Annotated in this window: 14 protein-coding genes; 9 read left to right on the forward strand and 5 right to left on the reverse strand. The window is 71.4% G+C overall.

Going from position 1 to position 12,495, the window contains the following annotated elements; translation table 11 throughout:
• Positions 1–47: 47 nt before the first annotated feature.
• Positions 48–494 (reverse strand): nitric oxide-sensing transcriptional repressor NsrR, encoded by a 447-nt coding sequence (nsrR, locus tag ACZ3IG_RS29270; RefSeq protein ID WP_467435806.1) that lies wholly within the window; start codon positions 492–494, stop codon positions 48–50.
• Between the two features lie 104 nt (positions 495–598).
• Here nsrR and ACZ3IG_RS29275 point away from each other — a divergent pair, with 104 nt between their 5' ends.
• The 9 genes from ACZ3IG_RS29275 (at position 599) to ACZ3IG_RS29315 (ending at position 9,470) form a co-directional block, all read left to right on the forward strand.
• Complete coding sequence (locus tag ACZ3IG_RS29275; RefSeq protein WP_467435807.1) at positions 599–1,039, forward strand: hypothetical protein; 441 nt, start codon at positions 599–601, stop codon at positions 1,037–1,039.
• A 255-nt stretch (positions 1,040–1,294) separates the two neighbouring features.
• Positions 1,295–2,134: a formylglycine-generating enzyme family protein gene (locus ACZ3IG_RS29280; protein ID WP_467435945.1), complete on the forward strand. Its 840-nt coding sequence runs from the start codon at positions 1,295–1,297 to the stop codon at positions 2,132–2,134.
• A 158-nt stretch (positions 2,135–2,292) separates the two neighbouring features.
• The gene (locus ACZ3IG_RS29285) at positions 2,293–3,513 is read left to right on the forward strand and encodes an ROK family protein (RefSeq protein WP_467435808.1); all 1,221 of its coding nucleotides are present in this window, start codon (positions 2,293–2,295) and stop codon (positions 3,511–3,513) included.
• Positions 3,514–3,559: 46 nt separating this feature from the next.
• On the forward strand, positions 3,560–4,366 hold the full coding sequence (locus tag ACZ3IG_RS29290) for an ABC transporter permease (RefSeq protein ID WP_467435810.1): 807 nt from the start codon (positions 3,560–3,562) through the stop codon (positions 4,364–4,366).
• The gene (locus ACZ3IG_RS29295) at positions 4,363–5,166 is read left to right on the forward strand and encodes an ABC transporter ATP-binding protein (RefSeq protein ID WP_467435811.1); all 804 of its coding nucleotides are present in this window, start codon (positions 4,363–4,365) and stop codon (positions 5,164–5,166) included. The genes ACZ3IG_RS29290 and ACZ3IG_RS29295 overlap by 4 nt, the downstream gene beginning before the upstream one ends.
• Positions 5,167–5,216: 50 nt before the next feature.
• Entirely contained in the window at positions 5,217–6,197 is a 981-nt protein-coding gene (locus ACZ3IG_RS29300) for an aliphatic sulfonate ABC transporter substrate-binding protein (protein ID WP_467435812.1), read from the forward strand.
• On the forward strand, positions 6,194–7,645 hold the full coding sequence (locus ACZ3IG_RS29305) for a sulfatase-like hydrolase/transferase (protein WP_467435814.1): 1,452 nt from the start codon (positions 6,194–6,196) through the stop codon (positions 7,643–7,645). The genes ACZ3IG_RS29300 and ACZ3IG_RS29305 overlap by 4 nt, the downstream gene beginning before the upstream one ends.
• Positions 7,579–8,235, forward strand: a complete 657-nt coding sequence (locus tag ACZ3IG_RS29310; RefSeq protein ID WP_467435946.1) for a family 43 glycosylhydrolase — start codon at positions 7,579–7,581, stop codon at positions 8,233–8,235. Before ACZ3IG_RS29305 ends, ACZ3IG_RS29310 begins: the two co-directional genes overlap by 67 nt.
• A gap of 164 nt (positions 8,236–8,399) precedes the next feature.
• The gene (locus ACZ3IG_RS29315) at positions 8,400–9,470 is read left to right on the forward strand and encodes an acyltransferase family protein (protein ID WP_467435947.1); all 1,071 of its coding nucleotides are present in this window, start codon (positions 8,400–8,402) and stop codon (positions 9,468–9,470) included.
• Positions 9,471–9,560: 90 nt separating this feature from the next.
• Here the strand turns inward: ACZ3IG_RS29315 and ACZ3IG_RS29320 are convergent, their stop codons facing one another.
• Genes ACZ3IG_RS29320 through ACZ3IG_RS29335 form a run of 4 tightly spaced genes read right to left on the reverse strand, consistent with a single transcriptional unit; the run spans position 9,561 to position 12,485 of the window.
• Positions 9,561–10,430 (reverse strand): phosphogluconate dehydrogenase C-terminal domain-containing protein, encoded by an 870-nt coding sequence (locus ACZ3IG_RS29320; protein WP_467435815.1) that lies wholly within the window; start codon positions 10,428–10,430, stop codon positions 9,561–9,563.
• A complete protein-coding gene (locus tag ACZ3IG_RS29325) occupies positions 10,430–11,236 on the reverse strand; it encodes a sugar phosphate isomerase/epimerase family protein (protein WP_467435816.1) in 807 nt (268 codons plus the stop codon). The genes ACZ3IG_RS29320 and ACZ3IG_RS29325 overlap by 1 nt, the downstream gene beginning before the upstream one ends.
• On the reverse strand, positions 11,236–12,009 hold the full coding sequence (locus tag ACZ3IG_RS29330; protein ID WP_467435818.1) for a triose-phosphate isomerase: 774 nt from the start codon (positions 12,007–12,009) through the stop codon (positions 11,236–11,238). Before ACZ3IG_RS29330 ends, ACZ3IG_RS29325 begins: the two co-directional genes overlap by 1 nt.
• Positions 12,009–12,485 carry a ribose-5-phosphate isomerase gene (locus ACZ3IG_RS29335; RefSeq protein ID WP_467435819.1) on the reverse strand — a complete coding sequence of 159 codons (477 nt, stop codon included), beginning with the start codon at positions 12,483–12,485 and terminating at the stop codon, positions 12,009–12,011. The genes ACZ3IG_RS29330 and ACZ3IG_RS29335 overlap by 1 nt, the downstream gene beginning before the upstream one ends.
• Between the last annotated feature and the right edge of the window lie 10 nt (positions 12,486–12,495).

The following is a 12,495-nucleotide window of genomic DNA, read 5'->3' on the forward strand; positions in this document are numbered from 1 at the left end:
CGTGTTTTATTATGTGGAGCGTGACGGTCAGCGCTGCCGGGAACGGCTCAAGCGGAGGGGCGGTCCGTCAGCGCGATCAGGGCCGGACCGGTCGGCGAGGCCACCAGGTCGGCGACGGTCAGCGGGTCGAGGGTGGCGTAGAAGGCTTCCTGCGCGGCACGCAGCGCCCCGCGCAGCCGGCAGGCGGCCCGCAGCGGGCACGGCACGTCACCCTCGCACTCGACGACCTCGCCCTTCCCTTCCAGCTCCCTGACCAGCCACCCCACGGAGGACCGGCGCCCGAGGCCGGTCAGCGCCAACCCGCCGCCGCGGCCACGCCGGGCCTCCACCACGCCGAGGTGCTGGAGCCGGGTGACGGCTTTGGCCGCGTGCGTGTAGGGCACGCCCATGACGTCCGCCACCTCGCGCGTGGTCAGCGGATCGTCTCCGTCTCTCACCACCGCCAGGCGCATCACGGAGCGCAGGGCAAGGTCGGTGAACTTGGTCAGCCGCACGTTGCGGAGGCTATCAAATACGCATGTTAGGTTCTGCTTTCAGGGGTCGCCTTCAGTCATGTGCGGTGGGCGAGACCCGGGAGACGAGAGGCGGTGACCTGCGGATGACGACCCCGGAGGACGGTGAGGGCGCGCCCCTCCCCCGGTTCCTGTGCGACACCGCCGCGCTCGCGGCCCTGGACGACGCACCGGCCGGCGCGTTGTGGAAGCTCACGGAGAGCGGCCGGCAGCTCGACGCCAATGTGGTCCGCCTGCCTCCGGCCGCCCGCGTCGCCCCGCACACCGAGCCGGATCTCGACGTGCTGCTCCTGGTGCTGGGCGGCGACGGCACCCTGGTGTGCGCGGACGGCCCGCGCCCGTTGCGCGCGGGTGCCCTGACCTGGCTGCCGCACGGTGCGACGCGCGGCGTCGAGGCGGGCGCGCAGGGGATGACGTACCTGACCGCGCACCGTCGCCGACCGGGCATGCGGATCCAGTCCGCGGACGAGGCGGAGCGGCTGCGGCCCACGCCCCGGACCACTGGAGCGCCTCCCCCCGTGGCGTAGCCTCGGCACATGCACCGGTCCGAGGCGGGAGGTCATGTGACGGGGTCCGAGGCCGAGCCGGGCAACTGCTGCGCACCACCGTCGGGAGGTCCGCGCACCGCGCTGCCGGCGCCGGGCACCGCGACCTCCACCCCGCGCACCGCGGACTCCACCCCGCACACCGCGACCTCCACCCCGCACACCGAGGTGTCCGCCCCGCACGCCGCAGACTCGTCCCCCGGTCCCGCCGTCGACGCCGGCACCACGCCCGAGGGCATGGTCCGCCTCGACGGTGGTTCCTTCCTCATGGGGACCGACGACAAGGACGGGTTCCCGGCGGACGGGGAGGGGCCCGTCCGCGAGGTGACCGTGTCGCCGTTCTGGATCGACGCGCACGCGGTGACCAACGAGCGCTTCGCCCGTTTCGTCGACGCGACCGGCCATGTCACCGAGGCCGAACGGTTCGGCTGGTCCTACGTGTTCGCCGGGTTCCTCCCCGCGGCCCTGCGCCGCGGCGCGGCCCGGCCGCCGCAGACCCCTTGGTGGTGCGGTGTCGAGGGCGCCCACTGGCGCGCGCCCGAAGGACCGGGGAGTTCGGCCGACGACCGGGCCGCCCATCCCGTGGTGCACGTCTCCTGGAACGACGCGGTCGCCTTCGCCCGGTGGTCCGGCCTCCGGCTGCCCACCGAGGCCGAATGGGAGTACGCCGCCCGGGGCGGGCTGGAACAGGCCCGCTACCCGTGGGGCGACGAACTGACGCCGGACGGGGAACACCGCTGCAACATCTGGCAGGGCCGCTTCCCCACCAAGAACACGGCGGAGGACGGCTTCCGCGGCACCGCGCCCGTGGACGCCTATCCGCCCAACGGCTTCGGGCTGTACAACGTGGCCGGCAATGTCTGGGAGTGGTGCGCGGACCACTGGGCCACCGATCACGGCAGCCGCCCGCGCACCAACCCCAAGGGCCCGGCCCGGGGCACCTCACGGGTCATGCGCGGCGGTTCGTACCTGTGCCACCGCTCGTACTGCAACCGCTACCGTGTCGCGGCCCGCACCGCCAACACCCCCGACAGCACCACCGGCAACCTCGGCTTCCGCTGCGTACGGGAGGCCTGAACCGGCCCAGCACACCGACCCGGGAACGGCCAAGGACCGACCTTGGGGGCACCCCCGATCATTGCGGCACATTGCGGCCCGTTGCGACCGCGTGAAGTATCCCCACGGATTTTTTCCGGGCTGTTGACGTTAAAGCGGGGCGTCCCCATCCTGACGGCATGGCATCCGACCACCAGGGCCCCCTCGCACGGCTGCGGCGCGGGCACGAGGAACTCGTCCTCAGGCTGTTGCGCACGCACGGCCCGCTCAGCCGCGCCGAGTTGGGCAAGCTCAGCGGCCTGTCCCGTACGACGCTGTACGACATCGTCGTCGCGCTGATGGACGGAGGTGCCGTGGTGGCCACGGCACCCGCGCCCGCCGAGCGGCGCCGGGGCCGCCCGGTCGAGACGCTGAGCCTGCATCCCGAGGCCGGTCAGGTGATCGGGGTCGACTTCGCCCGGCGCGCGGTGCACGTGGCCGCGGTCAACGTGGCGCACGAAGTGATCGGTTCGGCGAGCGAGGCGCACTCCGCCGACCTGGACTGGGAGGCGCGGGCCGACCTGGCCGAGCGCCTGGTCGCCCGGCTGGCCGGCGGGTCACTGCGGCTCGGCGTGCTCAGCGGCGTGGGCGTCGGGGTGGTCGGCCCGGTGGACGACCTGTCAGAAGGCTCCGCGGACGACCCGTCAGCGGCCCCGTCGGCGCCCCCCGGAAAGGGGAAGCGGCCGTCCGCCCCCACCCGTGCCGACCTCCCCGTGCTCCTGCGCGAACGCTTCGGCGTTCCCGTGCTCGTCGACAACAACACCCGCCTGGCCGCGCTGGCCGAGGCGACCTGGGGAGCGGCGGCCGGGGTGCGGGACGTGCTGTACCTGCGGCTGTCGCACGGGGTCGGCGGCGGGCTGGTGACCGGCGGGACCCTGCACCGCGGGGCGCACGGGCTGTCCGGCGAGTTCGGGCACATCACGGCCGAGCCGGACGGGCGCCGGTGTTCGTGCGGCAAGGACGGGTGTCTGGAGACGGTCGCGTCCATCGGCGCCGTGCTCGAAGCCCACGGCGCGGCACCGGACCTGCCCGCCTTCCTGGCCGCGCTGCCCGACGACCCGGCGGCCGTCCGCGTACTGGAGACGGCCGGCACCCGGGTCGGCACCGTGCTCGCCGCGGTGTGCAACGCGGTCGGCCCCGATGTGACGGTGCTCGGCGGTGAACTGGCCGAGGCCGGTCCCGTCCTCTTCCGTTCCGTCGAACGCGCCCTGCTCGCCCACCTCATGCCGATCTCGCGGCCCAGAGCCGACCTGCGGGCCGCGACCCTCGGCGAGGCGGGCGGCGCGCTCGGCGCCATCGCCCTCGTCCTGCACGAATCGCCCCTGCTCACCCACTATCCCGCGCCGGACTCCCTGGAGTGACCGTGAACCCTCCGTACCCGCCGAGGCCGTACCCGCAGAGGCCGTCATGGCCGTGATCACCGCACCCGACAAGAAACCCGCCGCACCCGCCACCCGCCGGGGCCGGCGCACCCCGCCCCCGCTGCTGCTCAACCTCGTCGCGCTGCTGGCCGGCGTCGCCGTGTGGGCGGTCGTCGCCGCGGCCCGGCTGGTGGACGTACCGGGCCCGCTCTCGGTGGGCTCCCGGGCCGTGGAACTCGTCCAGGACGGCACCCTGCCGACGGACGCGCTGGCCAGTCTGCGCCGCGTGTTCCTGGGATTCGCCCTCGGCACCCTGCTCGCCGTGCCGGTCGGGTTCGTGATGGGCTGGTACCCGCTGGCGCGCGGCCTGCTGGAGCCGTACGTCCAGTTCTTCCGGACCGTGCCGCCGCTCGCGATCATCCCGCTGGCCATCGTGCTGATGGGCATCGGCGAGACCCCGAAGGTCTTCGTCATCTTCCTGGCGGCCTTCCTGTCCAGTGTGGTGGCCGCCTTCCAGGGTGTGATCGGCGTGGACCGGACGCTCATCAACGCGGCGCGGGTGCTCGGCGCCCCGGACCGGGTGGTGTTCCTCAAGGTGGTGATCCCGGCCGCCACGCCCTTCCTGCTGGTCGGCATGCGGATCGGGCTCGGCGCCGCCTGGGGGACCGTGGTGGCCGCCGAACTCATCGCCGCCGACAAGGGTCTGGGCTACGAGATGATGCACGCCCAGACCTACTACGACATCCCGACCATCTTCGTGGGGCTGATCACCATCGGGGGGATCGGACTCCTCATGGACCGGCTGCTGCTGCTCGCCGAACGACGACTGACCGGATGGCAGGAGCGACGATGAACGCCTCCCTGGACACCTCTTCGGCGAAGACCGCCGCGAAGATCTCCTTCCGGGACGTGGTGAGCAGGTTCCCGATGAAGGGCGGCGACTTCACCGCCCTGGACGGGGTGTCGCTGGACATCGGCGACCAGGAGTTCGTCACCGTCGTCGGCCCCTCGGGCTGCGGCAAGTCGACGCTGCTCAACCTGGCCGCGGGGCTGGTGGAACCGTCGGCGGGCGAGGTGCTGGTCGACGGCGCGCACGTCACCGGGCCCGGTCCGGAACGCGGCGTGATCTTCCAGCAGTACGCGCTCTTCCCCTGGCTCACCGTGCGCGGCAACGTCGAGTTCGGGCTGAAGCTCGCCTCACTGCCCGCGGACGAGCGCCGGCGGCGGGCCGAGCGGGCGATCGAACTGGTCGGGCTCTCCGACTTCGCGGACGCGCTGCCCAAGACGCTGTCCGGCGGCATGAAGCAGCGCTGCGCGATCGCCCGGGCCTACGCCGTCGACCCCGAGGTGCTGCTGATGGACGAGCCGTTCGGCGCGCTCGACGCGCTGGCCCGGGTGCAGCTCCAGGACCAGCTGCTGGAGACCTGGACCCGGGACAAGCGCACCGTCATGTTCGTCACGCACGATGTCGACGAAGCCGTCTACCTGGCCCGCCGGGTGATCGTCATGGCGGCCCGGCCGGGCCGTATCCACCGGATCATCGACGTCGGCCTGCCGTACCCGCGCACCGAGGAACTGCGGCTGTCACCGGAGTTCGCCCGCGTCCGCAACGACGTCTGGCACTCGGTCTCCCACCAGGCCCCGGCCGCCTGACCTTCCCCCACCCCGGAAACAAGACCCGCACCCTTGAGGAATCTCCTGTCATGAGCATGTCTCGACGTGGCTTCATATCAGCACTCTCCGCAACGGGGCTGTCCCTCTCCGTGTCCTCGTGCGGCTCCTCCGACGGTGCCGGCGGCGACGGCTCCTCCGTACGGTTCGGCTACATCGCCGACTACAACGGGGCGAGCCTGCTGGCCATCGCCGACGACCAGGGCCTCTGGAAGAAGCACGGCGTCTCCGCCTCGTACAAGGTCTTCGTCAACGGCCCGATCCAGATCCAGGCCCTCGGCACCGGCAACCTCGACTACGGCTACATCGGCCCCGGCGCCATGTGGCTGCCCGCGTCCGGCAAGTCGAAGATCGTCGCCATCAACACGCTCACCTACGCCGACCGGGTCATCGCCCAGCCCGGCATCACCTCGATCACCGGCCTCAAGGGCAAGAAGGTCGGGGTGCCCGAGGGGACCTCCGGCGAGATGGTGCTCAACCTGGCGTTGCGGCAGGCAGGTATGTCCATGGACGACATCGACAAGGTGGTGATGGACGCGACGACCATCGTCACCGCGTTCGCGTCCGGGCAGATCGACGGGGCCGGCATCTGGTACCCGCTCATCCCGACCATCAAGGAGAAGGTGCCGGACCTGGGGGAGGTGGCCAGTACCGAGAGGACCGGCGGCAGCTTCCCGACCGCGTTCGTCGCGGGCGACAAGGTGGAGGACGCCACCAACGAGAAGGTCGTCAAGGTCCTCCAGGAGGCCAACGACTGGCGGGCCGCGCACAAGGAGGAGTCGATCAAGCTGGCCGCGAAGCTGCTCAAGGTCTCCGAGGACAAGGTCGAGGAGGACGCCGCCAACGTGCGGACCATGACCACCGCCGACCTGGTCGCCAAGACGAAGGACGGCACTGTCGGCGAGTGGCTCGACGGCATGAGTGACTTCTTCGTCAGCACCGGCCAGTTGAAGAAGGCCCCGGCCGCCGACTCCTTCTACACCGCCGGCCTCTACACGAAGGCGGGCGCGTGAACCTCCTGTTCCTGATGACCGACCAGCACCGGGTCGACACCCTGGGCTGCTACGGCAATCCGCACGTCGCCACCCCGAACCTGGACCGGCTGGCGGCCACCGGCACCCGTTTCGACCGCTTCTACACCCCCACCGCCATCTGCACCCCGGCCCGCGCCAGCCTCCTCACCGGCCAGGCCCCGTTCCGCCACCGCCTCCTCGCCAACTACGAACGCAACGTCGGTTACCTGGAGGACCTGCGCGAGGACGCCTTCACCTTCCCGGCCGCGCTCGCCGCACGCGACTACCAGCTGGGCCTGGTCGGGAAATGGCACGGCGGCACCCATCGCAACGCCGCCTCCTACGGCTTCGACGGACCCGACCTGCCGGGCTGGCACAACCCCGTCGACCACCCGGACTACCTCGCCTACCTGGAGGAGCGGGGGCTGCCGCCGTACCGCATCACCGATCTCGTCCGCGGCACCACACCCAACGGCAACCCGGGCAACCTGCTCGCCGCCCGCCTCCGGCAACCGGTCGAAGCCACCTTCGAGCACTACCTCGCCACCCGCGCCATCGAGCAACTCGACAAGTACGCCGCCGACGGCCGCCCCTTCTACCTGGCCACCCACTTCTTCGGCCCGCACCTGCCCTACCTCCTTCCCGACGCGTACTACGACATGTACGACCCGGAGCTGGTGGAACTGCCGCCGTCCATCGCCGAGACCTTCGAGGGCAAACCCCCCGTGCAGCGCAACTACAGCGCGCACTGGACCTTCGACACCATGCCGATCGAGGTCACCCGCGAACTCATCGCCGTCTACTGGGGTTACGTCACCCTCATCGACGAACAGATCGGCCGCGTCCTCACCCGCCTCGACGAACTCGGCCTCACCGACGACACCTCCGTGTTCTTCACCGCCGACCACGGCGAGTTCACCGGCGCCCACCGGCTGCACGACAAGGGCCCGGCGATGTACGAGGACATCTACCGCATCCCCGGGATCATCCGCGTCCCCGGTCAGCAGCCGCAGGTCCGGGAGGAGTTCGTGTCGCTCACCGACTGCACCGCCACCATCCTGGAGCTGGCCGGCGCCGACCCCGCCCCCGCCACCGACAGCCGCAGCCTGCTGCCGCTGGTGCGCGGTGAACACCCTGACTGGCCGGGCGAGTTGCTGGCCGAGTTCCACGGCCATCACTTCCCCTACCCGCAGCGGATGCTGCGCGAGGACCGCTACAAGCTGGTCGTCAACCCCGAGTCGGTCAACGAGCTGTACGACTTGCACGCCGATCCGCACGAACTGTCCAACCGCTACGAGCACCCCGAGCTGGCCGGTGTCCGGCGCCGCATGATGCGCCGCCTGTACGACCTGCTGCGCGAGCGCGGCGACAACTTCTACCACTGGATGACGCCGATGTACGACATCGGTGCCCCGGACTACGACCCCACGCTGAGTTCCTTCGAGTAGGAAGGCCCCGGTGGACATCACGAGCCGAAGAACCGGCCGTACGGCCGCGGTCCTCACGGCCCTGCTCCCCGCCGCCCCGCCGTCGACCGGTTCACTGGTACGCCTACGGCACCCAGAACCCCGTCTTCCAGACCCGGGGCGAGACCGGTGAGCGGATGCTGCCGTTCCTGAAGTCCGCCGACATGGCGCACTGGGAGTACGCCGGAGAGGTGTTCACCCCCGCCGACCAGCCGTCCTGGCACGATGGTTCGCGGCTGTGGGCGCCCGGCATCCGCTCCACGGACGGGCACTACGGCCTCTCTTCCTCCGTGCCCGACGAGGACACCGTCGGGGTGGCCACCGCCCCGCCCCCGACAGGCGGCTTCGGCGGCCCCGCGGCCGGGACGCCGTGGAGGCGGCTGGCTTGTCACGCCGACACCGCCGGGGACGAACCCGAGGTCCGTGCGGCGACCAGCACCGACGGTGCGCACTGGACGGGGACCGGGGTCTGGACGCTCCCCGCCGGACAGGCGCTGCACATCGGCCTGGTCTCCCTGAACACCGCCGGCGCCGTCGCACACTTCGATTACGTCCGTACCTACGGAGGCTGAACCCGAGGCGAAAAAAGTACGCCGCCCAGGGGGTTTGGGTTCGCGGGAAGTGGAAAGGCGCGCGGAATGTCTATCGCCTTCGCCCCTCCCGTAACCCTGGTAAGACGCGTCGCCGCCGGTTCGCGTTGCTCGTGTGACGCGGTGGGGGCGGTGTGACGGAGGCCATATCGACCGCGCAGGTCGCCGAAGCCGCACCGCGCCCCGCCGCGAGCACGCCGGCCGGGCCCGCCGGACAGCGGGACGCGTTCTTCGACAACGCCAAGTACCTGGCGATCGTGCTGGTGGCGGTGGGGCACGCGTGGGAGCCGCTGCGCGACGGCAGCCGCGCCGTCACCGCCCTGTACACAGTCGTCTACGCCTTCCACATGCCGGCGTTCATCGTCATCTCCGGGTACTTCTCCCGGAACTTCGACGCGAGCCCCGGGCGGATCAAGCGGCTGTTCACCGGGGTCGTCGTGCCGTACGTCGTCTTCGAGACGGCGTACACCTTCTTCACCCGGTGGAGCGACGGCGAACCGGACCGGGCGGTCAGTCTGCTGGACCCGCTCTACCTGACCTGGTTCCTGGCGGCACTGTTCATCTGGCGGCTGACCACGCCGTTCTGGCGCGGCGTGCGGTGGCCGCTGCCGATCGCGCTGGCCGTCGCGATGCTCGCGAGCCTCTCGCCGGACATCGGGGACGACCTCGATCTGCAACGGGCGCTGCAGTTCCTGCCGTACTTCGTGCTGGGCCTGTGTCTGAAGCCGGAGCACTTCCGGATGGTCCGCCGCCGGGCGGCGCGCGTCGCGGCCGTGCCGGTCTTCGCCTGTGCCGTCGCGCTGGCGTACTGGCTGGTGCCCCGGTTCGACTACGGGTGGTTCTTCCACCGGGCCAGTGCCGAGCAGATGGACGTACCGGCCTGGTACGGGCCGCTGATGACGCTGGCGATCTTCGGCTGCTCGCTGACCCTGGTCGCCTGCTTCCTGGCCTGGGTGCCGGGCCGCCGGACCTGGTTCACGGCGCTGGGTTCGGGCACACTGTACGGCTATCTGCTGCACGGTTTCGTCATCCAGGCCGCCAACCACTGGCACTGGAGCCACGTCTCCTGGACGGGTGAGCCCGTCGGGGAGATCGTCGTCACGGTGGTGGCCGCGGTGGTCGTCACCCTGCTGTGCACCGCGCCGGTGCGGCGGGTCTTCCGGTGTGTGATGGAACCGGGGATGGACTGGGCGTTCCGCGAGCGGCGCACGGCCTGACCCCGGTCCCGGTGTCCGGTACGGCAACGGCCCGGCCCCGCCGTCCCCCGTGGGCGGCGGGGCCGGGCCGTGTCCACGCCCGGCGAGGGGTCAGCGCTTGATCTCCTTGATCTTCAGCATGCGCGTGATCACCTTGTCCAGCTCCTCGTCGTCGAAGACCTTCTTCCAGTCCTCGCGCACGATGGACTCACGGCCGTAGTCCATGGCGATCAGGCAGGCGTCGGAGAACGGGTTGGAGCCCTTGAGGGTGTTGGCGAGGGCGACCTGGGTGTGGCCGAGGAGCATCGCGCGGGCGGCCTTCTCCGGGACGCCGACGGTGTGCACGGTCTCGTGCAGGGCCTCGGTCAGCAGGGCGCCGATCATGCAGGCGATGGTCTCCACCAGGGTCGGCTCCAGCACCGCGAGCTGCTTGACGGTGACCCAGTGGACGTCGACCACGGGCGCGTACATCACGCGGATGACGGAGTCGGCCAGCTTCTGCTTGGCCTCGTCGCCGCCCTCGTACGCGGCGACGACCTCCTGCGGGGCGGCGATGCCGCCGAAGGTGTCCTGCCACTCCTCCTTGGTGGTGCGCTCCAGGAACACCGACGGGTGGCAGGGGTGGGCGCAGGCGTAGTGGATGCCGTCGCGCTCGAAGAGCAGGCCCGCGTAGGCGGCGGCCGGGTCGAGGGTGAGGACGACGGTGCCGGGCTTCATCAGCGGCACCAGTTCCTCGGAGACCTTGCCGAGGACGACGTCCGGCACGGCGAGGATGACGACGTCGGCCTGGGCCGCGGCGTCGGCGGACTCGGTCAGCTCGCGGCCGAGGCCGCGGATCAGCTCCTGGCCCTTGGGGGACGCCTCGCTGAAGAGCACCCGGAAGTCGCTCTCGACCAGGTTGTCGGAGACACGCTGGCCCATCTTGCCGGCGGCCCCGATGACGGCGACGGTCGTCACATCGGTCTGGATCTCGGTGGCCATTACTCGCTCCTCAGAAGGGTGTCGATGCTGTGCTGCGTCCACTGGTGTTCGAGCCGGGCGGTGGCGTCGAAGCCCTCGTCCTGCCACGGGAGCCAGTGCTCCACGATCTGGTTGACGGGGCGCTCGCCGCGGGCTTCCCGGACGGCGGCGATCATGCCGTCGTAGTCGAGGAGGCCCTCGCCGAGCGGGCAGCCGGCGTAGGTGAAGCCGACCCAGCCGTCGCGGCGGGTGAAGGCGAAGTCCTTGACGTGGATGTTGACCGTGTACGGCGCGGCGGCGGCCACCACGTCGACGGGGCGTTCCAGCCGGGCGACGCTGTTGCCCGGGTCGAGGACGACACCGAGGTGGTCGCTGCCGACGCCGCGGACGACGGACACCAGGTCGCCGGTGGAGACCTGCTCGTAGGTCTCCAGGCCCAGGGTCACCCCGGCGTCGGCGTAGGCGGGCACGGTCTCCTTCAGGAGGGCGACGGCCTCGTCCGGCGTGGGCCGGTGGTCGACGGTGTTGAGCATGGAGCGGACGAACGTGACATCCAGTTCGGCGGCCATGTCGAGGTACCTGCGCAGCTGGTCCGGGCCGACGCCGCGGGTGCCGAGTTCCAGTTCCAGGCCCAGGTCACGGGCGGTGGCGCGGACGTCGGCGAGCTGGGCGGCGTCGTAGGACTCGATCGGCGCGTAGTCGCAGATCTGGAAGACCCGGCCGCCGAGGCGCGCGGTGTCGGTGAGCAGCTCGGTGAGGGTCATCGGCCGCGGCGCGCGGGCGGAGATCCGCCAGAAGTAGGCGTAGGTGCTGATGCCGTGGGCCATCAGGCCACCCCCACCGGGGTGCGGATCTCGTCTAGGACCGCCTCGACGCCTGCCGGGTCGTGCGCGAAGCGGCCGAGGAAGAGGCCCTCGGCGGTGCCGGACAGGCGGGTGAGCAGGCCGGGGCCGGCGCTGCCGCCGTAGACGACCGTCGAACCGGCGTGCTGGGGGTGGCTGTCGAGCCACTGACGCAGTGCGGTGCAGACGACGGCGATGTGCTCCGTGGCGGCGGGCTCGGGGGCGCCGATGGCCCACTGGGGCTCGTAGGCGAGGACCACGGCGCCGTCGAGGCCGTGCAGCAGGCGCTCGGCCTCGGCGACCGTGCGCCGCGCGGCCTCGGCCGGGGAGACCTGGTCGCGTTCGCCGACGCACAGCACCGGGGTGAGGCCGTTGCGCAGGGCGGCGGCCGTCTTGGCGGCGACGACCGTGTCGCCCTCGCCGTACAGGCGGCGGCGCTCGGCGTGGCCGACCTCGGCGTAGCGGCAGCCGATCTCCTTCAGGAAGGGGCCGCCGACCTCGCCGGTGTACGGGCCCGAGTCCTCGGTGGCCAGGTCCTGGGCGCCCACCTCGATGCCGTAGGGCGTGAGGATGCCGGCGGCCGGGACGATGGCCGGGAAGGCCGGGAGGACGAACAGGCGGGCGGCGCCGGAGGTGACCGCGGGGTGCCGCTGGGCCAGATCGGCGACCTTGCGCGCCCAGTTGAGGGTCTGGTGGTGGCCGAAGTACATCTTCAGGCTCACCCCCAGCAGGACGGGGGGCTGTGCGGGGCCGGACATCAGGCGGCCGCCTCGGCGCCGTCTTCGTAGTCGCACATCAGCTGGACCTTCGCCGCGGAGGCCGAGGTCTCGTCGAAGCGGTAGGTGAGCCACTCCTTGGCCAGGCGGCGGGCCAGTTCCAGGCCGACGACGCGCTGGCCGAAGGTCAGCACCTGGGCGTTGTTGGAGAGGATCGCGCGCTCCACGGAGAAGGAGTCGTGGGCGGTGACGGCGCGGATGCCCTTGACCTTGTTGGCGGCGATGGCGACGCCCAGGCCGGTGCCGCACACCAGCAGCGCGCGGTCCGCCTCGCCGCGGGCGACCAGCTCGGCGGCGGCTATGGCGACCTTGGGGTAGGCGGTGTGCCCGTCGGCGTCGACACCGACGTCGGTGACGGAGGCGACCAGGTCGCTGTTGGCCAGGTCCCGCTTGAGGGCTTCCTTGTACTGGTAACCGGCGTCGTCGCAGCCGACGACGATACGGAGCTTGTCAGTCATGACCGTCTTC

The organism is Streptomyces sp. NPDC016677 (assembly GCF_055562815.1).

What these genes read in the sequence shown, in the direction of transcription:
- ACZ3IG_RS29275 (WP_467435807.1), top strand. Translation starts at nt 599, where the DNA reads ATGACGACCCCGGAGGACGGTGAGGGCGCGCCCCTCCCCCGGTTCCTG.
- ACZ3IG_RS29280 (WP_467435945.1), top strand. Translation starts at nt 1,295, where the DNA reads ATGGTCCGCCTCGACGGTGGTTCCTTCCTCATGGGGACCGACGACAAG.
- ACZ3IG_RS29285 (WP_467435808.1), top strand. Translation starts at nt 2,293, where the DNA reads ATGGCATCCGACCACCAGGGCCCCCTCGCACGGCTGCGGCGCGGGCAC.
- ACZ3IG_RS29290 (WP_467435810.1), top strand. Translation starts at nt 3,560, where the DNA reads ATGGCCGTGATCACCGCACCCGACAAGAAACCCGCCGCACCCGCCACC.
- ACZ3IG_RS29295 (WP_467435811.1), top strand. Translation starts at nt 4,363, where the DNA reads ATGAACGCCTCCCTGGACACCTCTTCGGCGAAGACCGCCGCGAAGATC.
- ACZ3IG_RS29300 (WP_467435812.1), top strand. Translation starts at nt 5,217, where the DNA reads ATGAGCATGTCTCGACGTGGCTTCATATCAGCACTCTCCGCAACGGGG.
- ACZ3IG_RS29320 (WP_467435815.1), bottom strand. Translation starts at nt 10,430, where the DNA reads ATGGCCACCGAGATCCAGACCGATGTGACGACCGTCGCCGTCATCGGG.
- ACZ3IG_RS29325 (WP_467435816.1), bottom strand. Translation starts at nt 11,236, where the DNA reads ATGGCCCACGGCATCAGCACCTACGCCTACTTCTGGCGGATCTCCGCC.
- ACZ3IG_RS29330 (WP_467435818.1), bottom strand. Translation starts at nt 12,009, where the DNA reads ATGTCCGGCCCCGCACAGCCCCCCGTCCTGCTGGGGGTGAGCCTGAAG.
- ACZ3IG_RS29335 (WP_467435819.1), bottom strand. Translation starts at nt 12,485, where the DNA reads ATGACTGACAAGCTCCGTATCGTCGTCGGCTGCGACGACGCCGGTTAC.